Annotated in this window: 26 protein-coding genes; 25 read left to right on the top strand and 1 reads right to left on the bottom strand. The window is 46.5% G+C overall.

Annotated features, from left to right (window positions below):
- Positions 1-98 precede the first annotated feature (98 nt).
- The 14 genes from metF (at position 99) to DWV34_RS00690 (ending at position 12,444) form a co-directional block, all read left to right on the top strand.
- Positions 99-995, top strand: coding sequence for a methylenetetrahydrofolate reductase [NAD(P)H] (gene metF, locus DWV34_RS00760; RefSeq protein WP_006567472.1), 897 nt, complete (start codon positions 99-101; stop codon positions 993-995).
- Positions 988-1,614 carry a vitamin B12 dependent methionine synthase activation domain protein gene (locus DWV34_RS00755; RefSeq protein WP_022261198.1) on the top strand — a complete coding sequence of 209 codons (627 nt, stop codon included), beginning with the start codon at positions 988-990 and terminating at the stop codon, positions 1,612-1,614. Before metF ends, DWV34_RS00755 begins: the two co-directional genes overlap by 8 nt.
- Positions 1,605-3,959, top strand: coding sequence for a homocysteine S-methyltransferase family protein (locus tag DWV34_RS00750; RefSeq protein WP_009289266.1), 2,355 nt, complete (start codon positions 1,605-1,607; stop codon positions 3,957-3,959). The genes DWV34_RS00755 and DWV34_RS00750 overlap by 10 nt, the downstream gene beginning before the upstream one ends.
- Positions 3,959-4,684: an AzlC family ABC transporter permease gene (locus tag DWV34_RS00745; RefSeq protein ID WP_006567469.1), complete on the top strand. Its 726-nt coding sequence runs from the start codon at positions 3,959-3,961 to the stop codon at positions 4,682-4,684. Before DWV34_RS00750 ends, DWV34_RS00745 begins: the two co-directional genes overlap by 1 nt.
- On the top strand, positions 4,681-4,995 hold the full coding sequence (locus DWV34_RS00740; RefSeq protein WP_009289264.1) for a branched-chain amino acid transporter permease: 315 nt from the start codon (positions 4,681-4,683) through the stop codon (positions 4,993-4,995). Before DWV34_RS00745 ends, DWV34_RS00740 begins: the two co-directional genes overlap by 4 nt.
- Before the next feature lie 153 nt (positions 4,996-5,148).
- Complete coding sequence (gene fba / locus DWV34_RS00735; RefSeq protein WP_006567467.1) at positions 5,149-6,018, top strand: class II fructose-1,6-bisphosphate aldolase; 870 nt, start codon at positions 5,149-5,151, stop codon at positions 6,016-6,018.
- A 335-nt stretch (positions 6,019-6,353) separates the two neighbouring features.
- Positions 6,354-6,803 (top strand): GGDEF domain-containing protein, encoded by a 450-nt coding sequence (locus DWV34_RS00725; protein WP_287629951.1) that lies wholly within the window; start codon positions 6,354-6,356, stop codon positions 6,801-6,803.
- Positions 6,804-6,891: 88 nt separating this feature from the next.
- A complete protein-coding gene (locus tag DWV34_RS00720; RefSeq protein WP_009289261.1) occupies positions 6,892-7,590 on the top strand; it encodes a TrmB family transcriptional regulator in 699 nt (232 codons plus the stop codon).
- Between the two features lies 1 nt (position 7,591).
- Complete coding sequence (locus DWV34_RS00715; protein WP_009289260.1) at positions 7,592-8,842, top strand: diaminopimelate decarboxylase; 1,251 nt, start codon at positions 7,592-7,594, stop codon at positions 8,840-8,842.
- Between the two features lie 162 nt (positions 8,843-9,004).
- Positions 9,005-10,036 carry a hypothetical protein gene (locus DWV34_RS00710; protein WP_022261197.1) on the top strand — a complete coding sequence of 344 codons (1,032 nt, stop codon included), beginning with the start codon at positions 9,005-9,007 and terminating at the stop codon, positions 10,034-10,036.
- A 22-nt stretch (positions 10,037-10,058) separates the two neighbouring features.
- Positions 10,059-10,277: a hypothetical protein gene (locus tag DWV34_RS00705; protein WP_022261196.1), complete on the top strand. Its 219-nt coding sequence runs from the start codon at positions 10,059-10,061 to the stop codon at positions 10,275-10,277.
- 37 nt (positions 10,278-10,314) lie between these two features.
- Entirely contained in the window at positions 10,315-10,512 is a 198-nt protein-coding gene (locus DWV34_RS00700; RefSeq protein ID WP_022261195.1) for a hypothetical protein, read from the top strand.
- Between the two features lie 463 nt (positions 10,513-10,975).
- Complete coding sequence (locus tag DWV34_RS17125; RefSeq protein WP_147342244.1) at positions 10,976-11,434, top strand: hypothetical protein; 459 nt, start codon at positions 10,976-10,978, stop codon at positions 11,432-11,434.
- Positions 11,435-11,544: 110 nt separating this feature from the next.
- Entirely contained in the window at positions 11,545-12,444 is a 900-nt protein-coding gene (locus DWV34_RS00690; protein WP_009289257.1) for an AraC family transcriptional regulator, read from the top strand.
- Here DWV34_RS00690 and deoC read toward each other — a convergent pair.
- Positions 12,405-13,118 (bottom strand): deoxyribose-phosphate aldolase, encoded by a 714-nt coding sequence (gene deoC / locus DWV34_RS00685; protein WP_006567459.1) that lies wholly within the window; start codon positions 13,116-13,118, stop codon positions 12,405-12,407. The two genes, DWV34_RS00690 and deoC, sit on opposite strands and share 40 nt — an antisense overlap.
- A 232-nt stretch (positions 13,119-13,350) precedes the next feature.
- Between deoC and DWV34_RS00680 the strand changes: the two genes are divergently transcribed.
- From DWV34_RS00680 to DWV34_RS00630, 11 genes are all read left to right on the top strand, one after another.
- Positions 13,351-15,282 (top strand): BglG family transcription antiterminator, encoded by a 1,932-nt coding sequence (locus tag DWV34_RS00680; RefSeq protein WP_243000795.1) that lies wholly within the window; start codon positions 13,351-13,353, stop codon positions 15,280-15,282.
- Positions 15,279-15,695 (top strand): PTS sugar transporter subunit IIA, encoded by a 417-nt coding sequence (locus DWV34_RS00675; protein WP_118475050.1) that lies wholly within the window; start codon positions 15,279-15,281, stop codon positions 15,693-15,695. Before DWV34_RS00680 ends, DWV34_RS00675 begins: the two co-directional genes overlap by 4 nt.
- Complete coding sequence (locus DWV34_RS00670) at positions 15,692-15,964, top strand: PTS sugar transporter subunit IIB (RefSeq protein ID WP_006567456.1); 273 nt, start codon at positions 15,692-15,694, stop codon at positions 15,962-15,964. The genes DWV34_RS00675 and DWV34_RS00670 overlap by 4 nt, the downstream gene beginning before the upstream one ends.
- Positions 15,965-15,983: 19 nt before the next feature.
- Positions 15,984-17,393, top strand: a complete 1,410-nt coding sequence (locus DWV34_RS00665; RefSeq protein WP_006567455.1) for a PTS ascorbate transporter subunit IIC — start codon at positions 15,984-15,986, stop codon at positions 17,391-17,393.
- A 131-nt stretch (positions 17,394-17,524) separates the two neighbouring features.
- Positions 17,525-19,135 carry a PTS system mannose/fructose/sorbose family transporter subunit IID gene (locus DWV34_RS00660; RefSeq protein ID WP_006567454.1) on the top strand — a complete coding sequence of 537 codons (1,611 nt, stop codon included), beginning with the start codon at positions 17,525-17,527 and terminating at the stop codon, positions 19,133-19,135.
- 16 nt (positions 19,136-19,151) lie between these two features.
- The gene (locus tag DWV34_RS00655; protein ID WP_006567453.1) at positions 19,152-19,559 is read left to right on the top strand and encodes a PTS sugar transporter subunit IIA; all 408 of its coding nucleotides are present in this window, start codon (positions 19,152-19,154) and stop codon (positions 19,557-19,559) included.
- 2 nt (positions 19,560-19,561) lie between these two features.
- On the top strand, positions 19,562-20,611 hold the full coding sequence (locus DWV34_RS00650; RefSeq protein ID WP_009289254.1) for a galactitol-1-phosphate 5-dehydrogenase: 1,050 nt from the start codon (positions 19,562-19,564) through the stop codon (positions 20,609-20,611).
- A gap of 18 nt (positions 20,612-20,629) precedes the next feature.
- Complete coding sequence (gene alsE / locus DWV34_RS00645; protein WP_006567451.1) at positions 20,630-21,304, top strand: D-allulose 6-phosphate 3-epimerase; 675 nt, start codon at positions 20,630-20,632, stop codon at positions 21,302-21,304.
- 13 nt (positions 21,305-21,317) lie between these two features.
- A complete protein-coding gene (gene hxlB / locus DWV34_RS00640; protein WP_006567450.1) occupies positions 21,318-21,878 on the top strand; it encodes a 6-phospho-3-hexuloisomerase in 561 nt (186 codons plus the stop codon).
- Positions 21,879-21,890: 12 nt separating this feature from the next.
- The gene (locus DWV34_RS00635; RefSeq protein ID WP_006567449.1) at positions 21,891-22,361 is read left to right on the top strand and encodes a PTS sugar transporter subunit IIB; all 471 of its coding nucleotides are present in this window, start codon (positions 21,891-21,893) and stop codon (positions 22,359-22,361) included.
- A gap of 16 nt (positions 22,362-22,377) precedes the next feature.
- A complete protein-coding gene (locus tag DWV34_RS00630) occupies positions 22,378-23,418 on the top strand; it encodes a galactitol-1-phosphate 5-dehydrogenase (RefSeq protein WP_022261193.1) in 1,041 nt (346 codons plus the stop codon).
- Positions 23,419-23,448: the final 30 nt, after the last annotated feature.

Below are 23,448 nucleotides of genomic sequence, written 5' to 3'. Positions count from 1 at the left end.
TGAAAGAAGCCTGTCAGACATCGCTTTTTCTGTGTAGACAGAGAAAATCGAACATGATAAAATTGCTTTAATGTATTACAGGAATAAAGGAGAAGCAGATGAAGATATCAGAATTACTAAAGGAAAAGGCCACCATTTCATTTGAAGTATTCCCGCCCAAGAACAAAGAAGGGGATATTTCTTCCATTTACTATACCATTGAGGAACTGGCAAAACTGGACCCGGATTTTATCAGTGTTACATACGGAGCCGGCGGATCTTCCAAGGGAAAGACCGTGGAGATCGCATCGGCCATTAAAAATAAGTATCAGATCGAGTCCGTAGCTCATCTAAGCTGCATTACATCCACAAAAGAAGATATTCTCACGGAATGCAGGGCATTAAAGGAGCACAATGTCGATAATATTCTGTCACTGAGGGGAGACTATCCTGCGGGAGAAGAAGAAAAATACCGGGGAATGGATCTGGAGTTTCACTATGCCAGCGAACTGAACGGATTTATCAGAGAAAATTTCGGGGATTCCTTCTGCCTTTCCGGGGCATGTTATCCCGAAGTCCATCAGGAGGCAGACTGTTTCCGGGATGATTTAGAAGCACTGAAAAAGAAGGTGGATGCGGGGGCAGAATACCTGATCACCCAGATTTTCTTTGACAACAGCTATTACTACCGGCTGGTAAAAGAAGCGAGAAAAATAGGCATTGATGTTCCGATTCTTGCAGGGATCATGCCGGTGACAAATGCAAAATCTCTTCTGCGCACGGCCAAATTGTGCGGCTGCTCCATTCCGTTCCAGCTTTCCACGATGATCGAGACATATTATAATTATCCTGAGGCTATGAAAGAGATCGGGATTAACTATGCTGCCCACCAGATCATAGACCTGATCACAAACGGGGTGGACGGAATTCATATCTATACGATGAATAAGCCGGAGATCGCGCAGAGGATCTTTGGAAATATTCCGACCGTGTTAAAAGAGCTGAATCATGATTAAAGAAAATACACTGAAATACTTAGGGCATTCGGGGCAGCAGATCACGGATGAGATGGAAAGCCTGCTGGATGATTGTATCCGGGAGGTGAAACAGGCTTCCCAGCCCAAGGTTATCTCACGCAGATTTGAGCTGTCAGGGGAAACGCCCTATATAAAAGAACTGGGAGTTCATCTCCCCGGGGATCAGATACAGGAGGCTTTCTTGCAGTGCAGCCACTGCCTTTTTATCGGAGCGACCCTCGGGGTCACCCTGGAGCGAAAGGTAAAGTACTACGAAAAAAGCAATATGACAAAAGCAGCCGTTATGGATGCGGCGGGAAGCGCTTATCTGGAAGCTTACTGCGATGAGTATGAAGAAGGGCTGGGGTATCCAAACAGATCATACCGACTCTGTCCGGGCTATGGTGATATTCCGCTGTCCTTCAACAGGGAGATCGCAAGAGTGCTCGATGTTGGGAAAACTCTTGGGGTCACACTTACGCCGGATCATCTGATGATACCTCAGAAATCCATGCTGGGTCTCATAGGTATCGGCACGCCTGAGAGGAAAAAACAGTGCGGACAGTGTGTAATGAAAGAAGACTGTGCATTTAGAAAGAGAGGCCAGAGATGTTACTAGACAGAATCGGAAAAGACTTACTCATATTTGACGGGGCCATGGGGACCCAGCTTCAGGAGGCAGGACTCCGCGCCGGAGATATCCCCGAAGAATTAAATATTGACAGACCGGAGCTGATCGTATCGATTCATGAAAAATATCTTGGGGCAGGAGCAGACTTTATCACGACCAACACATTCGGATGCAATGAACTGAAAATGCAGGAGTCAAAATACGAATACCGGGATATGCTGCGCGCCGCGGTTTCCAATGCAAATGAGGCAAGAAAAAATGCAGGGCGTGAACAGGATGCCTATATCGTACTCGACATCGGTCCCATCGGACAGCTTTTAGAACCCATGGGTACCCTTACGTTCGATGAAGCCTATGACATCATCCTTTCACAGGTGGAAACGGTGAAACATGATGTGGATGCGGTGCTGTTTGAGACGATGAGCGATCTGTATGAGGTGAAAGCCGGTATCCTGGCAGTAAAAGAAAACACATCTCTGCCGGTGTTTGTGACTATGACATTTGAACAGAACGGGCGGACTCTGTCCGGAAATGATCCGGTCACCTTTGTAAATACAGTGCAGGGTCTGGGAGCGGATATGCTGGGCGTCAACTGTTCTTTAGGACCGGCAGAGCTGGGGCCGATCATTGAAGAAATTTTAAGCGTATCTTCTGTGCCTGTGATGATTCAGCCAAATGCAGGACTTCCATGCCTGGAACACGGGGAGACCCATTATCATGTGACCAGCGATGAATATGCTGAGCTTATGCAGGGATATTTGAAAGACGGCATCTCCGCCGCAGGAGGGTGCTGCGGAACGACTCCGGAATTTATCCGGAAGTTAAAAGCCGCGGCTCCGAAAAAAGCGGCACCGAGAAAGATTGAAAAAAAGACGAGGGTGTCCAGCCAGACAAAAACCGTTACATTCGGAGACCGGGTCATCGTCTGCGGGGAACGGCTTAATCCAACCGGAAAGAAGAAACTGAAGCTGGCCCTGAAAGAAGAACGGTATGATGAGCTCGTATCGGAGGCAATCAAACAGGATGAGGCGGGAGCCGATGTGCTGGATGTAAATGTGGGTCTGCCGGGTATCGATGAACCGGAGACGATGAAACATGTGGTAAAACTCCTCCAGGAAGTGATCACCCTGCCGCTTCAGATCGACAGTTCCAATGCCCGGGCCATTGAGCTGGCATGCCGGTATTACAACGGAAAGCCGCTGATCAACTCTGTCAACGGAAAAGACGAAGTCATGGAAGCCATTTTTCCAATCGTGAAAAAATATGGGGGCGTTGTAATCGGTCTGACGTTAGATGAGGGAATTCCTCTGAAAGCAGAAGAGAGATTTGAAATCGCACAAAAAATCATTGCGAAGGCGGCGGAATACGGCATTGGGAAAGAAGACATTATCATCGACTGTCTGACCCTGACGGCTTCTGCACAGCAAAAGGAAGTAAAGGAAACGCTAAAAGCGATAGAGATGGTAAAGAAGCTGGGAGTGCATACTGTTTTGGGCGTCTCCAACGTCTCCTTCGGCCTTCCGAACCGTCCGCTCTTAAACCGGACATTTCTCGCACTTGCCATGCAGGCCGGGCTGGATCTGCCGATCATTAATCCTCTGGATAAGGAGCTTATGGGCACCATCGATGCGTTTCATGTCTTGTTTTATAAAGATATCGACAGTGAAAGCTACATCAGGAATCAGTCAAATGCGGCAGAGACGAAAGCAGCAGTTCAGACAGAGTTCTCTCTCCACGACATCATTCTCCACGGACTGAAGGATGAAGTGGAGGCAAAGACGAGAGAAGAACTGGAAAAGAAAGAACCGCTGGTACTGATCAATGAGGTGATTATTCCGGCTCTTAATGTGGTTGGAAAAGACTATGAGACGGGGAAGATCTTTCTCCCTCAGCTGATCCAGTCGGCAGAGACGACAAAAAAAGCCTTTGAGGTTGTGAAGCAGTGTTTCACCGCAGATGCAGGCGAGGAAAAAGGACCGGTGGTGATGGCCACTGTGGAGGGTGATATCCATGATATCGGGAAAAACATCGTCAAAGTCGTCCTGGAAAGCTATGGATACCGGATTATCGACCTCGGCAAAGATGTGAAGATAGAAAAGGTAGCAGAGGCATGGAAGAAGTATCAGCCGAAGGCAATCGGCCTGAGCGCACTGATGACGACTACGGTCATATCGATGGAAAAAACCATTCAAAGACTCCGGGAGGAGGACTGCAGCTGTCCGATCTGGGTAGGAGGAGCGGTGCTCACAGAAGATATTGCAAATAGTATCGGAGCCGACTACTATGCGGAGGATGCCATGGCATCTGTGGCCCTCCTGGAAAAGCTTATTTAATGCCTGGAGGGTTAGAAACAGTGAGAAATACGAAAGAACATTTCAAATATGCAGTTACAAAATCCATACCGGTTTTCTTTGGATATATATTTCTGGGAATTGCGTTCGGCATCCTTATGTCAAAGGCAGGATACGGGCCGTTCTGGACACTGGCTGCAAGCCTGTTCATATATGCCGGTTCTATGCAGTTTGTCTTAGTGTCTTTTCTCGCAGCAGGAGCGCCATTGGGCCTTGTGGCACTCACAACACTGTTTATCAACGGCAGGCATATGTTTTACGGTCTCTCCTTCGTGGAGCGTTTCAGGAAAATGGGCAGATATTACCCTTATATGGTATTCTCTCTGACAGATGAGACGTATTCGGTCCTCTGCTCTATTCCGGATGAGAAAACAGAGGCGGAACCCAGGATCATGTTCTGGATCTCAGCTTTGGATCAGGCTTATTGGGCAGCTGGTTCTCTGATCGGGGCACTGGCAGGAGGTCTGCTTCCATTTGATTTTAAGGGCATCGAGTTCTCCATGACAGCACTGTTTCTGGTGATTTTTCTGGACCAGTGGAAAAATTCCAAAAAACACGGCGCAGCGGCAGCAGGACTTGCTGTTTCCGTTTTCTTCTTGATTCTGTTGGGACCGGACCGGTTTTTACTGCCCTCACTGCTGATACTTGCGGCAGTCATGTGCCTTGGCTTTATAAGAGAGGAGCAAAAGGGGGAATGTAAGGAATGATGAAGGCGGTTTCTATTATGGCAGTGGTAGCATTTGTCACACTTTTTACGAGAGTACTTCCGTTTGTATTATTTGGAGGAAAGAAAGGCATGCCTAAAATGATCGGCTATCTGGGAAAGGTACTTCCGGCGGCTATCATCGCGGCACTTGTGGTGTATTGTTTTAAAGAACTGACAATTCAGCCTGCTCTTCAGAAACTGTGGAGCCTGGCGGCAGGGGCGGCAGTCATTCTGCTTCACCTTTGGAAGAGGAACACCCTGCTCAGCATTGCAGGCGGAACAGTGCTGTATATGCTGCTCGTACGGATATAAGAGCAGGAACGGCTGGAATAAATGCAGTAAGTTTTCCCTGTTAGTCCCGGCTTTTTTGGGAACCCTGTGACTTGCGCAACTTGGCCAAATAGGATATAATAAGTTTGATGTGAAAAAAATAACAATTCATTAAAGAATTATGGAGGATTTATCATGTTAGTATCAGCAAAAGAGATGTTGAATAAGGCAAAAGCCGGACACTACGCTGTAGGACAGTTTAACATCAATAATCTGGAGTGGACAAAGGCAATCTTATTGGCAGCAGAAGAGACAAGATCACCGGTGATCTTAGGTGTTTCTGAAGGTGCCGGAAAATATATGACAGGATACAAGACAGTGGTTGGAATGGTAAACGGAATGTTAGAAGGATTAAACATTTCTGTACCGGTTGCCCTTCACTTAGACCATGGTTCTTATGAAGGATGCAATGCTTGTATCGAAGCAGGTTTTTCTTCTGTTATGTTCGACGGATCACACTACCCGATCGAAGAGAATATTGAAAAAACCAAGGAATTGGTTCAGGTAACAAGAGGAAAAGGAATGTCCATCGAAGCTGAAGTAGGTTCCATCGGCGGAGAAGAAGACGGAGTCATCGGAAAAGGTGAATGTGCAGATCCTGAAGAGTGTAAGGCAGTCGCTGACTTAGGTGTTACGATGCTTGCAGCGGGAATCGGAAACATCCACGGAAAATATCCTGAAAACTGGGAAGGATTAAGCTTCGAGACACTGGATGCGATCCAGAAGCTGACAGGAGACATGCCGTTAGTACTGCACGGCGGTACAGGAATCCCTGATGACATGATCAAAAAAGCAATCACTCTCGGAGTCGCAAAGATCAACGTAAACACAGAGTGCCAGATTGCATTTGCCGAGGCTACACGCGGATACATTGAAGCAGGCAAAGACAGAGAAGGAAAAGGATTTGACCCGCGTAAATTACTTGCTCCTGGTACAGATGCGATCAAAGACATGGTGATCACAAAGATCAAGTTATTCGGATCTGAGGGAAAAGCAGACGAGTAAAATAATATATGAAGGAAAGCGCATCTCCAGATGGGATGCGCTTTTTGTGTGAAAAATTTTAAATGAAAGTTTCCGGCAGTATTCTTTGTCTCATGGATCAGAGAGAAGCTGGTAAGAGCACTGAAGTTCATGGAAGACAGAACAAAGAATATTTTCCTGATTTTCAGTTTCAGCTGGTTTTTAACTATGGTATTGTTTAATGTACAATTTACTTATCCCCAAAACCGTATTCTGAAAGTCATATGTCTGCTTGTGATGGCGCTGAATGTCACCTTGAATTTTATTATTATATATTATCTGGTAATAAATTATAAAAATATAAATGATTAAAAGAGATCGCCTATATGGACAGCCTGACAGGATTAAAAAACCGCAACAGCCTGTTCCATGACGCGCAGGAATTGATCCGGAAGAATCAGAGATTTTATTTGATTTTTATCGATCTGGACTGCTTTAAACAGGTGAACGATCTGTACGGGCATCTGGCCGGAGATGAGTATCTCTGTGTGTTTGCCGGGAAGACAGAAAAGTTTTTGAAAAATCAGGGTATGCTGTACCGTATGTCGGGCGATGAGTTTATCTGTCTGTTTATGGAAAAAGACCCGGAAGAATTTTTAGAAAAGCTTTCACACCTCAGCTTCAGTGTGACTGACTGTTATATACCGTTTAAGGGATGCAGCGCAGGGAGCGCTGTGTTTCCGGATGACTGTCTGTCGCTGGACAAGCCGATTTCTTTGGCGGATAAAAAGATGTACCGTAAGAAAAATAAGAAGCACAGCTGCTGAATGATCATTTTTTTTAATAACGTTTATTGACAAAAAAATGTCGCCGTATTATAGTATTCCTATAAAGGAACACGAATGGAGGCGCAGAATGGAAAATGTTGAATGTCTGATGAATTTCGGGCTCACCAGGCAGGAAGCGAATCTCTATGTTCTTCTGGTCTTGGAGGGAGAACTGAATGGATATGAGGCAGCGAAAAAAAGCGGCATCTCCAGGTCCAACACCTACAATGCGCTGGCAGGACTTGTGGAAAAAGGGGCCGCCTATATGTCCGAGGAAGACACTGTGAAATATCAGGCAGTGCCTGTGGAGGAGTTCTGTGACAATAAGATCCGGGACTTGAAAAAAAGCAAAAAAGAGCTTGCTGCAAAACTTCCGAAACAGAGGATTAATAAGGGGGCATATCTGACCATCAAAGGGGAAAGACAGATCCTTGACAAGTTTACGAATATGCTGAGGGAGACAAAAGAACGGGTCTATGTGTCTGCTTCCAACGAAAAGCTGAACATGTTCCGGGAGTATTTTACCGATTTAGCCGGCCGCGGCATCAAAGTAGTGATCATTACCAATGAGCCTTTTGAGCTTAAAGGGGCCATCATCTATCTGACGGAGCATAAGAAAGAACAGATCCGCCTGATCACAGACTCTACCTATGTGCTCACGGGCGATCTTGTGGACCGGTATAATGCAGCCTGTCTGTATTCCAGCAATCATAACCTGGCAGAGGTATTCAAAGACGCTCTCGCCAATGAGATAAAACTATTAGAAATCAAGAAAGGGAATCAATAAAATGGCAAAAAAACCGTTTGTAACAAAAGAGCAATTAGATGACATCGTAAAGAAGTATCCGACTCCGTTTCATTTATATGATGAAAAAGGAATCCGGGAGACTGCACGGAATTTAAATAAGGCATTTTCCTGGAACAAAGGATTTAAAGAATATTTTGCTGTGAAAGCGACACCGAATCCTACGATCTTAAAGATTTTAAAGGAAGAGGGATGCGGAACCGACTGTTCTTCACTGACAGAACTTATGATGTCTGACCGCTGCGGATTTGATGGAAGTGAGATCATGTTTTCTTCCAACGACACACCGGCTGAAGAATTTGTGCTTGCGAAAAAACTGGGAGCCACGATCAATCTGGATGACATCACACATATTGACTTTCTGAAAGAAGCAGCGGGAATCCCGGAAGTCATTTCCTGCCGGTACAATCCGGGCGGTGTGTTCTCTCTCGGAACAGATATCATGGATAACCCCGGAGACGCTAAGTACGGCATGACGAGGGCTCAGATGACAGAGGCGTTTTTAAAACTGAAAGAACTGGGTGTCAAAGAATTCGGAATTCATTCTTTCCTGGCCAGCAACACAGTGACTAATGAGTATTATCCGACCCTTGCAAAACAGCTGTTTGAACTGGCAGTGGAACTCCAGAAAGAGACCGGTGTGCACATCGGATTTATCAATCTCTCAGGCGGCGTTGGTGTCCCTTATCTTCCGGATCAGGAGGGCAATGACATTGCAGTGATCGGTGAAGGGGTACACAAGGCTTTTGATGAAGTACTTGTCCCTGCGGGTATGGGAGATGTGAAGATCTTTACGGAACTGGGCCGCTATATGCTGGCGCCGAACGGTCATCTGGTGACAAAGGCGATCCATGAAAAGCACACCCACAAAGAATATATCGGCGTGGATGCCTGTGCGGTCAACCTGATGCGTCCGGCGATGTACGGAGCTTACCACCATATTACTGTGGTGGGAAAAGAAAATGAGCCGTGTGACCACATGTATGACATCACCGGATCTCTCTGTGAAAATAACGATAAATTCGCCATCGACAGAAAGCTTCCCGAGATTGAGAACGGAGACCTGCTGGTGATCCATGATACCGGAGCACATGGTTTTGCCATGGGATATAACTACAACGGAAAATTAAAATCAGCGGAGATTTTATTGAAAGAGGACGGAAGCACGGAGATGATCAGAAGGGCTGAGACGCCGGAAGATTATTTTGCTACGATTGAAGGGTTTAACTTCTAAAGAATACGATAATGAAAGAAGGCAGGTTCTGTATGCAGACAGGATCTGTCTTTTTATGTGGCGTAATTTTTTGAAATAGTTTGCGGCAAAATAGTCTTATGATATAATGATAGTTTTGATTATTAAATTAGTTAATAATGACTGCCGTTGGAGGATTGCAAGATGCAGAAATTTATGAAGGAGATAGAAGTAATAACATTATTATCGCTGATGTTTTTGTTGACGGGCTGTCAGAAACATGAGTCTTTACAAACGAATCCGGAAGATCAGCTTGCGATCTCTATTATGACAACCAGGAACGGACAAAAGGCAGGTACATTTGAGAGTGATATTTATCTGTTTGACATAAAAACTGCGAAAACAAAAAAGATAGCGACAGTTCCGTATACCTCTCAATATCCGCTTTCTGTATATGATCCTCAGAAAAAGCTGCTCTATTATTCATCCAGGTTAAAAGGGACACATGAGGATGAAGTCTTTGTATATGACTGCAGGACAAAGGAAACAAGGCAGCTGACCGACTGGTGTGATGTCCTGAATTATATGTTTATCAAAGAAGATAAGCTGTATCTTGCTGCAATGGATACGAAAAAAACAATCATTACATCATACTGGTGTGACAGAGAGACAGGAAAGCCAACAGATTTAACATGGGATCACGATCTCTTTGTGGATTACGTGACATACAATCCTTTGACAAAGGGTTTGTACTGTAATCTTTATTCCGACAGAGAATCATATAAAAGGCTTAATGAACCTGAAAATGGGATCAGACAAAGATTCTATCAAATCAAACCGGATGGATCTTTCAGACTGATCACAGAAGAGAAAAGGAAGATCATCGGTTCTCTTGTGGCAAACAGCCGAAAGATGCTCTACATAAGGAAAAATACAAGCGTGCCCAATGTTCCCGAAATGAAAGGCTTAAAAGAACAGATCATAGAAGTGGTATCCTATGATTTTCAGTCAAAAAAGAAAACGGTTTTATCAGAGAAAGATAAATCATTGTGCCAGATGGGTTTTATCTACCTGGATAAGAAGGGAACGACTCTCTATGGGCTGAAAAAGGGGCAGGGACTGGGAGATCCCGATAAACTGGTATCCTATGACCTGAAAACTCACAAAGAAAAAATTTTGTTTCGATATCCCGGAACAGAAGGTGCCATCAACAATGCATGTGTTGTAAAAAAATAAAAGGCTTGCAGGAGGTGTATAAATGTTAAAGAGAAAATTGTTGTGGTGTTTAGTAATCTCCTGTTTTCTGCTGCTGATGTTTGGCACCGGCAGTAAGGCAAAGGGACGAGAACAAATAATAGAATCAACCGAGATACCTGAACCAATGCAGCCGGGCAGTGAGATTGTGTTTGTAGACAGCAGTCATTATAAAAATTTTAAAAGGGGGACTTCCGCACAAAAAACTGAGAGAAGAAGATAAAAATCTTTCAAAAAACTCGGAGTTAGAAGAAGGACTTGTGATCAGAGAAGAATATCCGGTTCCAAAAAAGGGGGTAAAAGTAACCTATGCAGATGACGGATACATTAATCGGATTTTATATCATGGAGAGGACTACGAAGTTTCCGATCATGTAGAAATAAACAATGTTGATATAGGAGAGATATTTTCAAAATGGACTGCTCCTGTTCTTTTGTTTTTCTTTGAGAAGGTATAGTCATCGGCCGTTATTCACTCTGTCAGAGCCGTTAATCACTGGAAAAGCATTTACATCATAAAAACCTCCTGTTATATTTGCGTCATAAAAGAAACCGGATGAAAAGCAAAGACAGGAGGTTTTTATGGGTACATATTGAAGATTTGCATTTAAAGATGGAGTTTATATTAATAAAAATGCAGGGCGGGAATTTGATGAGGGAATCAAAGATTTGTTTCCGGATGTGTCGGCAGTGTGTCATAATTTTAGCTTTTCTCAGATAGAGAAAACAATTTTTTATACACTGTCAAACTTTTCTGATAATCCAGAAGCCGCAGCAGCGAATCTGCATAACCTTTCTCTTGCAGTTGCACATTTAGATCAAAACTCGGAAGCCTATCTAAATTCAATAGAATTGATAAAAATTATTGCAGTTAACCTTGAGCCTCAAAGTCCGGAACAGGCGGAGAGCCTATGTGACTGTTTGAATAAGCTTCTGTATATCTTAAACAGTGCTCCTGAAAATCTCAGGTATGGAAACAGCAGGTGGAATTCTTCCATCGGAGAGGAGTTTGACCCGCAGTTCTGGTGTTATGTGAATAATGAGGGTAATCTTTTTTCTTCAGATACCGGAATACAGGATTCAGAGGATATTCAATTACCGGATGATCCCATAGAAGAAGGATTTTATCTCTATGATGAGGAAGAAGGATCGGTATTAGATTATATTATTGAGCAAGTAAAACCTGAGTCCCAGATCAGTATTTATACTGCATTAAATGAACTGTATGATAAACCGTTTATTTATTCTTCTTCTAATCTGGGAGCAGAGTTTTATCCGTCAACGCATTCTAAGATCAAGCCATCTGACAAGCCGATCTATCACTGGGGAGTGACAAAACGTGATTCCCAAGGGACAGAATGGGGATGGAAAAAGCTGTAATCTATGAATTAAAAATTTGGTGATGCGGAACTGATTGACAATGCGGGACTCCATGTGTAAGATTAACTCGTTACAGAGAAAGAAGTATTTTTGTAAAAAGAGAGGTCATCATGGGTCATATCCCTGTCTACGGAATGGAACATACATTTTTGGATGAAAAAACCGGGCTCCTGTATCGGAATTCCCGGTTTCGGCAGACGGCGTCCATCCATACCCACACCTTTTATGAATTTTTTATCGTCGCAGAAGGAAGTGCCCTGCACCTTGTCAATGATTCCATCCAGACGATCACACAGGGGGATCTTGTCTTTATACGGCCGAAAGATACCCACAGCTATCAGTTCTACTATTCGGATGACTTCCGTATTATAAATATCGGATTCAGTGAACAGCTGCTGCAGAATATACGGTTATTTCTGGATCACACGGCCATGCTCCGGACGCTGACGGAGTCGGAGCTGCCGCCGTGTGTCCGCTTAGATAAATCCGGCAGGGAGGAAATCAGTGTGCGGTTTGAGGAGATCGGCGCCCTCATGGACACACCAAAGATCCAAAAGACCGTATTTTATGCCAAATGCTGTCTTGCAGACGTATTCACAAGGTATTTCTTTTCCTATGACACGGAGGAGATTCCCACAGTCAGCAGCCCCTCCTGGTTTCAGCCCATGCTGAACGAAATGCAGAAATTCGATAATCTGAGGATTGGGTTTCCGAAAATGATCGAACTGTCCTCATGTTCTTCCAATCATCTGTGCAGGGTCTTTAAGTCTGTTATGTCCGTGACTCCAACCGAGTATATCAACAGTAAGCGTCTGGAATATTCGGTTTATCTTCTCACACAGACCTCCAAAGAGATCATAGAGATCAGTATGCTGTGCGGCTTTTCTTCGCTTAGTCATTTTTATCATCTGTTTAAGAAGAAATACCAGTCTCCGCCGTCCAGGTTCCGGAAGATGAATGGAAATTACATTCAGGATTCCAGTCCTAAAACAACAGGAACGGATTTGTAGCCGACACCCATTCTGTCGATTCCCATATCGATCAGCTGTAAGAAATGTTCTCTCGTGCGGATGCATCCGCTTCCCTTGATCTTACACTTCTCACCTACTTCGTCCATCATGAGCTGTATGACATCCGGCGCCGCTCCCCGCAGTTCATATCCGGTGAGGAAACCTGTACTTGTCTTCACAAAATCTGCACCTGCCTCCATACAGCAGCGGCAGGTTTTTTTGATCTGTTCTTCTGTGAGAGCATCAGTCTCAAAGATCACTTTTAATTCCTTGCCGTATTTGTGTGCAGTATCGGCACAGGCTTTCAGGTCCGCAGTGACCTTTTCATATTCTCCTGAGCGGATCAGGCCAAAGTTTGCCACAACATCGATCTCCGTCACGGTATCGTATCCGGCTGCGATCTCGACCTGTGCGGTTTTGGATTCGGTAGAGCTGGTTCCGAAAGGAAAATCCGTGACCGGACAGAGGCCCGTTTCAGTGCCTTCCACATACGGGGTACAAAGCTCAATATAACCCGGATTGATGCAGATGGTGGCACATCCTAATTTCACTCCGTCTTTTGTCAGTTCTATGATCTGTTCTTCTGTAAACTCCGGTTTCAGAACGGAATAGTCGATATAAGAAGCCAGTTCTTTTACCGTCATTTCTTCAGCCTTTTTTGATATCTTTTTCATAGTATACCTCCTGTATTTTCATTGTTTATCACTGTAATTGCAATATATCATCATTTCAGCTGCATTTCTTGTCTTATAAAATCATTATTTTGTACTATATTGATATGAAGAGGCGGTTTCTCGTTTTGGAACATCTTAAGAACTTCTGCATATGTGGAAAGCTTTTGGCATAGCTTTCAGGCTTTCAAATGTGCTACAATTTTGATAAACCCCAGTAGAAGGAGAGAGGACATTGTTGACGGAAAGACAGTTGCAATTAGTAAAATACCTGCAGGAATGTGATGGTTATACGACGGCGGGAAAACTGGCAGAGGTGTTTCATGTCAGCAGCAGATCGATCCGCAACGATCTGGATGCAGTCCAATATTATTTGAAAGAACTGCCGGTGGAAATCGAACGCACACCAAGACTCGGTGTCCGTCTCATTGTCAAAAAGGGATTCGATATCACAAGCCTTTATTCCAGCAATGAGATCAAAGTCCATTCCAGGGAAGAGAGAGTTATCATTATTACTGTTCTGCTGATGATCTCAGAGAAAGTGACCATCGAGCAGCTGGCTGAGAAGCTTCAGGTCAGCAAGAATACGGTTGTACAGGATTTGAGGCCGGCGGAAGAATTTTTAAAGAAGCATGAGGTACGGCTCATAAAAAAGTCCTATTACGGCATGTCCCTGAAAGGCGAGGAAGAACAAATACGGAATACACTGTTTAATTTATATATAAAGACGGCCAGCGAAGGCTCCCTGAACATACTGCACATTTTGAAAGATCATGCAGAAGTGGACCCGGAAGCAGGAAGGAACATGATCCGGAGAGTGGAGGCGGCCATGGGCATCCGGTTTGCGGATGAATCCATCGGGGAACTGGAAAGCATGATTCTTGCATCACTGTGCCGAATCCGGTGCGGGTTTCATGTCAGGGGCCGCACTTTGGACGACGCGGACGGCGTTTGCAGAGAAGCGATTCTTTCAGGCCTCCCCGGTTTTCAGGTGACAAAAGGGGATCTGAGCTATTTTGTCATGCTGTTCCAGAGCACGAAGCGGATGGACGGGGAGAGTCTTGAAAATTGGGATGAGGACGGCAGGGTGATGCAGGCTACAGAGCAGCTGATCCGGAAGTTTTGCAGTGATTTAAAGATCAGCAGTGAGATTGACCCGGAGATTCAAAGACAGATCATGATGCATTTAAAAGTGGCGGTGTTCCGGCTGAAAAATAAAATAAAGATCAAGAATCCCCTGATGGAGGATATCAAGTACTCCCATTCCTTTATGTATGAGCTGACGGAACGGCTGCTTAAAGGGCAGGAAGAAATGCTGGGCGTGGTATTTCCCGACGCTGAGATTGCCTATACGACCATGTATTTTGAAGTGCTGTTTCAGGAAATCTTCAGCCTGAATCTGTCACCGGAGGTCGTGCTTGTCTGCGGGGGAGGCACGGCGACAGCAGTGCTTTTAAAACAGCGGATTTCAGAATACTTTCCGGAACTTCGGGTCAGAAAAATCTGCAGGGTCAGTGATGTGGAGGAGGAAACTGAAAGAAACCGGCCCGACTTTATCATCAGCACAGTTCCGCTGAGTCTTAGAAATCAGCAGGTCATTCACGTAAATCCGCTCTTGAATTCTCCGGATATCGACCGGGTGAAAAATATTATTTCCGTCCTCGCATACAACAGAAAGAACCAGTATCTGGTTCACAGAATCCACCAGACGATGCAGAGGGGCATCGGGGACCTTTTAAAAGAAGAATACTGCCGGTTTGATGCAGAAACAGATGACTGGAAGGAGGCCATTGCCATGGCCTGTGAGCCGCTGATCAAAAATGGACTTGTGAAGCCGGAGTATGTGGAAGAGATGATCCACATTGTGCAGAATCTGGGGAACTATATGGTGTTTATTCCGGAGATTGCTTTCGTTCACGGGAGGAAAGACAATGTTCGGGAAAACTGCATCAGCCTGATGAAGCTAAAACATCCCATTGATTTTGGGAGCAAGGCAAAGGTAGATGTGAAAGTCATCATTGTCCTCGGAAATATTACCGAGAACGAGAATCTGGCAGATTTGGTCCGGATTCTGGCGTGGGAGAACAACATGGAAAGAATTAAGCATATCAGTTCTTATGAGGAACTTCTTTCTCTTAGATCTGAAGAGGGAGGCGGCAGCCTATGATCTGTGCCGAAATCTTGGAGGAAGTCAGTGAATATACACAGACTATCAGAAAAAGCTGTGAGATACTCGAGCGGTATGGGATGGTGACCGGGGAATATTACCGGGGGATCATTGACAATATCGGAGAATACGGTGGATATTTCTATCTGGGAGAAGGGGTATGCATGCCCCATGCGAAACCGGAGACGGGTGTTTTGTCCACGGGACTGTGCATCATAAAACTAAACACACCGGTGGATTTTGAAGGAAAAAAAGTGCGCATATTTTTTACGCTGGCGGCCAGGGATGAGGCGGCTCATTTTGTGCTGATGAAGCAGATAGCGGAAATCTGTTCGAAAAAGCAGAGCCTGAAAAAGATGCTGGAATGCAGAAGCAGTGAGGAGATGCTTATGATGATGGAGGAAGAACAATGAAAAGAATCATGACAGTCTGCGGCACCGGCCTCGGATCAAGCTTCCTGGTGGAAATGAATATACAGAAGATCCTGAGAGAGCTCGGGAGAGAGCAGGAGTTTGAGACATGCCATTCCTCAGTATATGAAATGAGTGCCATGGACGCAGACTATTTTATCGTTGCAAACGATTTAAAGGACAGTATTCCGCCTGTGGAACATCTGATCGTACTGGAATCCCTGATTGACGAAGAGGAATTGAGAGAGAAACTGACAACGTTCTTGTCTTAAAGATAAAAGAGGGATATATATGTTAAAAATGCTGAGAGACCTGGTACTGGAACCGTCCATCGTGGTCGGAGGCATCGTCTTTTTAGGCTTGGTGCTGCAGAGAAAGAGCCTGGAGACCACGGTAAAGGGGACTCTTAAATCGGTCATAGGGTTTATGGTCATCCGGATCGGGGGAAATATCATCACAGAGAGTGTGGAACCTTTCGGAAGGATGTTTCAGTACGGATTTCACGTATCCGGCGTGATCCTGAGTGTGGAAGGAGCCGCGGGAATTGCAGTGGGCAGGTTTGGGATGGAGATTTCCGTCGTCATGCTGCTTGGGATGGCGGTCAATCTGATTTTGGCCAGGATCACCAGATTCCGCTATGTGTTCGTGACCGGCCATCAGACGTTATTCATGGCAGGCATGATCGTCGTATGCATGAAAGGCGCGGGAATCAGCGGATGGATCTTTTATGCCATCGGGGCCCTGGCTCTTGGGATTCTGATGGTATTTTCTCCTGCCATTCTGCAGAAATATACGAGGCAGATCTGTAAAAATGACTCGGTGGCTTTGGGACATTTCGGCGGGAGTGCTTACTTTCTGGCTGCATGGCTGGGAGGAATCTACGGAGAAAACTCTAAGTCCACGGAGGAAATGCGTCTTCCGAAAAAACTTGCATTTTTGCGGGATTCTTCTGTTACCGTTTCCATTACGATGATTGTCATGTATGTGGTGGTTGCTCTTGCCTGCGGCAGTGAATTTGTAGAACAGAATCTGTCAGAAGGAAAAGATTATCTGGTCTATGCCATCGTCCAGGGGCTGACCTTTGCCGTGGGATTTACTGTGGTCATCACAGGAGTGCGCTGGTTTATCAATGAGATCGTGCCCGCAGTGAAGGGGATTGCGGATAACTGGATTCCCAATGCCAAACCGGCAGTGGACAGCCCCGTCGTCTTTCCGTATGCGCCCAATGCCCTGATCGTGGGGTTTATCTCGTCATTTTTGGGAGGGCTTCTTTCTCTCGGTATCATGATCGCATGTAATCTCACCGTGATTCTTCCGGGAGTTGTTCCGCATTTTTTCTGCGGAGCCACGGCAGGAGTCTATGGAAATTCTACGGGAGGAAGAAGGGGAGCTATTCTGGGCGGCTTCCTGAACGGAGTGCTGATTTCGTTTCTTCCGGTGATTTTTCTGCCGTACTTGGGGGAACTGGCAAACGCCTCTGTCACATTTCCGGATGCGGATATGGGATTTGCGGGAGCATTTCTGGGAGACTGGCTGAACCGGATCGGAAGCTACGGGACTCTGACCATTCTGATCGGCATTGTGATCATCATGATCCTGATCCCGGAAATGATGGATGACATGGAAGAAAACCAGGACGAATGGTTTTCATTTGACACCGATGAGATCTTAAAAGAATCAAAAATGGCGAATAAGAAATAACAGGGGAAAGCGGGGATCTGCGCCGGGGCAGATCCCCGCTTTCCGCATTTCAGGAAATTAATTGGTATGGCGGCAGTTTTCTTATGCCGGTAGACTATACATATCAGATAACAGAAAAGGAGGAAAGTATTATGTTAATTTCAGCAATCTTAGTCGCGCTGATCGCCATTGGAAGCCAGTGGTGGTTCAGCCACGCAATCACCCGTACATGGCTGTATCCGATCTGGGCAGGTTTCCTTGTGGCGGTAGCTATGGGAGAACCGGTCCTTGGCATGAAGGCCGCAGCCTATATCCAGCTTACATACCTTGGATGGATCACAGCCGGAGGAACCATGCCGGGCAACCTGATGGTAGCCGGAGTGTTCGGAACGGCGCTGACCATCATTTCCGGGGCATCTCCGAACCTGGCGCCGACCTTTGCGGTGCCGTTCAGTCTGCTGGGAATCCTGATCAACCAGGCCTATATGACTATCAACAGTTTTTGGGTACATAAGGCAGACCAGTACTTGGAGAAAGGCAACATCCGCGGATTAAGGCTTATGAACTACCTGCCGTCCGGAATCACTGCCACAGTCCTCTACGGAATTCCGGCATTTGCCCTCGTATATTTCGGAGGAGATTTTGCAACCAACGCCTTAAAGGCAATACCGGAGCCGATGATCGCAGCGTTAAATGTGGTTGGGGCACTGATGCCGGCACTTGGAATCGCAATGTTGTTAAGCTTTCTCGGCAAAAAGAAAATCGTGGCATTTTTCTTTATCGGTTACTTCCTGACCATCTACGCGAAAGTTGATACCATGGCGGTGACTGTATTTGCAGCGGCTGTAGCAGTCCTGATCTATCTCTTTACAGGAAAATCAGAACAGGCCGCTGAGGCGGAACAAATCGAAACAGCTTCTCCTGAGGAGGCCGATGTGCAGACCGGCGGCAAAAAACTTTTGAAAAAAGATCTGGTCAAACATTTTCTTCTCGGATACTCCAGCGAGACCTGTTATAACTATGAGCGTCTCCAGGCACTGGGTACAACCAATGCCATGGTACCGATCGTGAGAAGGCTCTATGAGACAAAAGAACAGCAGGCAAAAGCATTAAAGAAGTATATGGTATTTTTCAACACGGAGCCTTCATGGATTGGAACTGTGATTCATGGAGTCGCCGCATCTATGGAAGAACAGTCTGCCAACGGAGCGGACATTGACGCGGAAGACATCAATGCGGTTCGTACAGGATTAATGGGACCGATGGCGGGAATCGGGGACACAGTTTCCCAGGGTATCGCTTATCCGATCTTAGCCGGAATCGCCTGCAGCCTGGCATTGGCCGGAAATGTAGCCGGACCGATCCTGTTTGAGGTTGCGTACAAAGTTCTGATGATCGGTATGGGATATGCCATGTATATGATGGGATATAAACAGGGAAAAAGTGCCATCGTAAAAATCTTAAGTGCAGGAACTTTAAACAGAATCACCGAAGCATTCAGTATCGTGGGACTGATGGTTGTCGGAAATATGGCGGCTACAAGGGTTAATATCAAGACTCCGATCGCATTTAAAGTCGGGGAAGTAGGAATCAATCTTCAAAATATCTTAAATTCTCTGCTTCCTGGAATGCTGCCTTTGATCGCGACGCTGCTCGTGTGGAAGCTTCTGAGCAAGAAGGTGAAGCCGACCTATATCATCGTTATTATCTTTGTGGTAGGTGTTATCACATCCCTGATCGGCCTGCTGGCTGTGGCATCATAAGACGGAGGAATGAGACATGGTTGGAGTTTTATTAATCAGTCACGGACTGCTCTGCCAGGGACTTGCTGACAGCGTCTCCATGGTAGCAGGAAACATAGAGCAGTCAGAATGTATATCTCTGAAACCGGGCCAGGACCCCGGGGAGTTTAAGGAAAAGGTAAGACAGGCAGTGGAAGAGCTGGACACCGGCATGGGAGTCCTTGTGCTGACGGATCTTTTAGGAGGGACACCGTTTAACAGCATTGCCATGCTGTGCCAGGAATATCCGGCAGCGGTCATCACCGGAGCCAATATGGCTATGGGGATCGCCGCGGCGCTTCAGAGGGAGGAGGACACGACACTCTCAGAACTTGCGGAGATCTGTGAACAGGCGGGACATGACGGTATAAAGAGGCTCGACATTCAGGAGAAAGGAACGGCGTGAAGATGAAAGCAGTGAGACTAAACAAAATCGGAGATTTCCGGATGGAAGAAGTGCCCCTTCCGGAGGTAAAGGGAGAAGAACTTCTCGTGAAGGTGGAGGCCTGCGGGATCTGCGGATCCGATCTTCCCAGAGTATTTGAGCTGGGAGCACATGTTCACCCTATTACCATAGGACATGAGTTCGCGGGGACGATCGTAAAAGCAGCAAGGGAAGAGGACCAGGAACTGGTGGGGAAGACGGCAGCCGTCTTCCCGCTCATCCCATGCGGAGAGTGTGAATTTTGTAAAACCGGGCACTACGCCCAGTGTTCGAATTATAACTACCTGGGGTCCAGGTGTGACGGCGGTTTTGCGGAGTACTGTGTCATCCCTTCCCGTTGGAATCTGGTATTTTCAGAAAATCCGGAAGTGACAAAGGAAGAACTGAGTCTGGTGGAACCGGCCACAGTGGCACAGCATGCGGTGAGAAGATCAGGGATCAAAGCCGGGCAGACCATTGCCATTTTTGGCGCAGGACCCATAGGAATCATGGCGGCCCGCTGGGCAGAAATTTTCGGCGCCGGGAAAGTGGTCTTGTTTGACATCAGCGAAGAAAAAATTGCATTTGCAAAAGAGCGGGGACTGACGATTTTAAATTCCATGGAAGAAGATCCAAAAGACGGCCTCCTGAGAGTGATGGGAACGGATCATGTGGATGCAGTCATCGAGGGAACCGGAACTTCCGCAGCACTTAATCAGGCGGTGGAAATCGTAAGAACCTTCGGACGGATCGCCATGCTCGGAAATCCCCACAGGGACACTTCCTTAAAACTTGCAAATCACAGCAGCATTCTGAGAAAAGAAGTCGATATCGCGGGAGTATGGAATTCTTATTACGCACAGATGCCTCTCAATGAATGGCAGTATACGGCGGATATGATCGATGCGGGCAGGCTTAAAGTGAATGATCTGATCACCCATACGTCCGATCTGGAACATTTGAGTGAGCTGTTTGAGCAGATTTATCAGAAAGAAATCACGATCTGCAAGGCAATTTACAGCTCTAAGGCTTGAGAGAAAGGAGACGATTTTATGAAAGAGAAGTTTGCTGTCTCCCTGATGTGTATGGATTTTCTGAAAGTCGGGGAACAGCTTAACATATTAAATGACTGGGTGGGAATGTACCATGTGGACATCATGGACGGTCATTACTGTAAAAACATCACCCTGTCACCGGACCTGGTGAAAAGTTTTAAAAAGGTCTCCAAACTTCCGCTGGATGTACATCTGATGACGACAAATCCGGAAGACTGGATTGACCCGGTGGCAGAGGCAGGTGCGGATATCATATCACTGCATGCTGAGACCATCAACGGTCAGGCATTCCGCCTGTACAACAGGATTGAGGAACTGGGATTAAAAGCAGGGCTTGTTTTAAACCCGGCAACTCCCCTGTCTGAGGCCGCCCATTACCTGAACCGGATCGACCTGCTGACTATCATGACCGTGGATGTGGGTTTTGCCGGGCAGCCGTTTATCGAAGAAATGCTCGATAAGATCCGGGAGGCAAAGCGGATAAGGGAAGAAAAGGGATACCACTACCAGATACAGATCGACGGGTCCTGTAAAGCTTCAACATTTAAAAAACTCACCGAGGCAGGTGCGGACATTTTAATCCTCGGAAGCTCCGGGCTGTTCGGGCTGGACAAAGACCTGAAAACAGCCTGTGCGAAAATGACGGAAAGTTATAAAGCAGCGCTGGGGTGACAGGGAGGTTAACGTGGAATATAAAGATTTTAAAGAATTGATTATGGGAGAACTGGACCAGTCACTGGCGGCGGTAGACGGACAGGAGGTCCGGGCGCTGACGGAGATGGTGCTTCATTCGGAAAAGATATTTGTCACAGGCGTCGGGAGAGTCTTTATGATGATGGAGGCTTTTGCTAAAAGGCTGAATCATCTGGGTATCGATGCATTTTGTGTGGGAGATGTGAATGAGCCCGCGATCACCGAGAAAGACGTGTTAATTGCCGGTTCCGGCTCAGGGGAGAGTCTGATTCCCCTGGGGCTTGTGAAAAAGGCAAAACAGTTCGGTGCGTCGGTGATCCATATCGGTTCCAATGCGGATAGCTCCATGGCTCCCTATGAGGATCTGTTCGTGAGGATTCCGTGCAGGACAAAGCTTGCCCTGCCGGACGAGATCGAGTCCGCACAGATCATGAGCAGCCTGTTTGAGCAGAGTCTTCTTCTGCTCTTGGATGCGGCGGCGCTGATGATTATGCAGGAAAAGGAAATTGACGACGTGGATTCTCTGTGGGAGAAGCACGCAAACCTGGAATAGGAGGAAACAAAAATGGAACAATTATTGCTTGCGAGGGTAGACGACCGGCTGATCCACGGACAGGTGATGACCGCGTGGATGAAGCTTCTGCCTGCAAAAGAAATATTGATTGCAGATGATAAAGTGGCAAAAGACCCATTTATGACACAGGTGCTGACTATGGCGGCTCCGGCCGGGGTAAAGGTGAAAGTTTACTCCGTAGAAGAGGCGGCAAAAGCGCTGAAAGACGGCCTGAAAGTCCCGTCCATTATGCTGGCAAAAACACCGCTTACCTATGAAAAAATTGTAGACCTGGGAGCTCACATCCCTGCAATTAACATCGGAGGCATGGGGATCAGCGGCGAACGAAAGACTTTGTATAAAAATATCGCAGCCGACCCTCAGGAACGGGATGCGATCAGAAAATTTCTGGATCAGGGAATCCAGGTGAAGATCCAGGTAATACCTGCCGACAAGGTTGTGGATGTTGCCGGGCTCTTATAGAATGGGGGATACATTAATGAAAGCGATGAGACTTCATGAGATAGGGAAATTTACATTGGACGAAGTGGAAGTTCCAGAGCCGCAGGGACGGGAGATTCTCGTGAAAGTGGACGCCTGCGGGATCTGCGGCTCCGACATTCCGAGAGTCTATGAGCTGGGAACAAAGGTTTATCCGGTAACCCTCGGACATGAATACGTGGGCACGGTTGTGAGTGTCGGAAACGATGAGGATCAGGAACTGATTGGTAAAACCGGGGCTGTCTATCCGGTAGTTCCGTGTATGGAATGTCCCAGCTGCCGGATCGGCCAGTATGCTCAGTGTGAGAGCTACAAAAACCTGGGTTCCAGAACAGACGGCGGCTTTGCCGAGTACTGTCTGCTTCCATCTCGGAAACACCTTGTATTTCCTGAAAATACAGGGGTTTCCCCAGAACAGCTGGCACTTGTGGAGCCTGCCTGTGTGGCTCTCCATGCGATCCGCAAGGGGGAGATCAAAGGCGGGGATACGGCAGTGATTTTCGGGGCAGGCCCCATCGGGATCCTGACGGCCCGCTGGTGCGGAATGTTCGGCATTCGGGCCGTATTGGTGGAGATCAGTGAGGAAAAAACAGAGTTTGCCAGGGAAAAAGGGCTGGAAGTCATAAGTCCTGCAGACGGAGAGATACCGGAACAGATCCGGACGATGACCGGAGGACATATGGCGGATGCGGTCATCGAAGGGACTGGAAGTTCTCCGGCATGGAATCAGGCCGTGGAATGTTTAAAGCCTTTTGGTATGCTGGTGCTCCTTGGAAATCCTCATCAGGACACGGTGCTCAAACTTGACAGCCACAGCCAGATACTGAGAAAAGAATTACGGCTTACCGGAGTCTGGAACAATTATTATAATGACCTTCCGTTTAACGAATGGCAGTACACTGCGGACAGGATCGCCGATCAAAGTCTGAAAGTAGACGACCTGATCACCCACAGTGCAGATCTTGAACACTTGAAGGAATTGTTTGACCAGATATATAACAGAGAAATCACTATATGCAAGGCTGTCTGCCGGCCTTAATAAGAAAAGTCTGTATCATGCCCTGAGCGA

It is taken from the genome of Anaerostipes sp. AF04-45 (assembly GCF_003461725.1).
Taxonomy (GTDB): domain Bacteria; phylum Bacillota; class Clostridia; order Lachnospirales; family Lachnospiraceae; genus Anaerostipes; species Anaerostipes caccae.
Note: the sequence above shows the minus strand (reverse complement) of the source record. Positions and strands in the feature narration are given on the sequence as shown.

Coding starts and splice junctions, on each gene's coding strand:
- metF (WP_006567472.1), top strand. CDS start 99: ATGAAGATATCAGAATTACTAAAGGAAAAGGCCACCATTTCATTTGAA.
- DWV34_RS00755 (WP_022261198.1), top strand. CDS start 988: ATGATTAAAGAAAATACACTGAAATACTTAGGGCATTCGGGGCAGCAG.
- DWV34_RS00750 (WP_009289266.1), top strand. CDS start 1,605: ATGTTACTAGACAGAATCGGAAAAGACTTACTCATATTTGACGGGGCC.
- DWV34_RS00745 (WP_006567469.1), top strand. CDS start 3,959: ATGCCTGGAGGGTTAGAAACAGTGAGAAATACGAAAGAACATTTCAAA.
- DWV34_RS00740 (WP_009289264.1), top strand. CDS start 4,681: ATGATGAAGGCGGTTTCTATTATGGCAGTGGTAGCATTTGTCACACTT.
- fba (WP_006567467.1), top strand. CDS start 5,149: ATGTTAGTATCAGCAAAAGAGATGTTGAATAAGGCAAAAGCCGGACAC.
- DWV34_RS00720 (WP_009289261.1), top strand. CDS start 6,892: ATGGAAAATGTTGAATGTCTGATGAATTTCGGGCTCACCAGGCAGGAA.
- DWV34_RS00715 (WP_009289260.1), top strand. CDS start 7,592: ATGGCAAAAAAACCGTTTGTAACAAAAGAGCAATTAGATGACATCGTA.
- DWV34_RS00710 (WP_022261197.1), top strand. CDS start 9,005: ATGCAGAAATTTATGAAGGAGATAGAAGTAATAACATTATTATCGCTG.
- DWV34_RS00705 (WP_022261196.1), top strand. CDS start 10,059: ATGTTAAAGAGAAAATTGTTGTGGTGTTTAGTAATCTCCTGTTTTCTG.
- DWV34_RS00690 (WP_009289257.1), top strand. CDS start 11,545: ATGGGTCATATCCCTGTCTACGGAATGGAACATACATTTTTGGATGAA.
- deoC (WP_006567459.1), bottom strand. CDS start 13,118: ATGAAAAAGATATCAAAAAAGGCTGAAGAAATGACGGTAAAAGAACTG.
- DWV34_RS00675 (WP_118475050.1), top strand. CDS start 15,279: ATGATCTGTGCCGAAATCTTGGAGGAAGTCAGTGAATATACACAGACT.
- DWV34_RS00670 (WP_006567456.1), top strand. CDS start 15,692: ATGAAAAGAATCATGACAGTCTGCGGCACCGGCCTCGGATCAAGCTTC.
- DWV34_RS00665 (WP_006567455.1), top strand. CDS start 15,984: ATGTTAAAAATGCTGAGAGACCTGGTACTGGAACCGTCCATCGTGGTC.
- DWV34_RS00660 (WP_006567454.1), top strand. CDS start 17,525: ATGTTAATTTCAGCAATCTTAGTCGCGCTGATCGCCATTGGAAGCCAG.
- DWV34_RS00655 (WP_006567453.1), top strand. CDS start 19,152: ATGGTTGGAGTTTTATTAATCAGTCACGGACTGCTCTGCCAGGGACTT.
- DWV34_RS00650 (WP_009289254.1), top strand. CDS start 19,562: ATGAAAGCAGTGAGACTAAACAAAATCGGAGATTTCCGGATGGAAGAA.
- alsE (WP_006567451.1), top strand. CDS start 20,630: ATGAAAGAGAAGTTTGCTGTCTCCCTGATGTGTATGGATTTTCTGAAA.
- DWV34_RS00635 (WP_006567449.1), top strand. CDS start 21,891: ATGGAACAATTATTGCTTGCGAGGGTAGACGACCGGCTGATCCACGGA.
- DWV34_RS00630 (WP_022261193.1), top strand. CDS start 22,378: ATGAAAGCGATGAGACTTCATGAGATAGGGAAATTTACATTGGACGAA.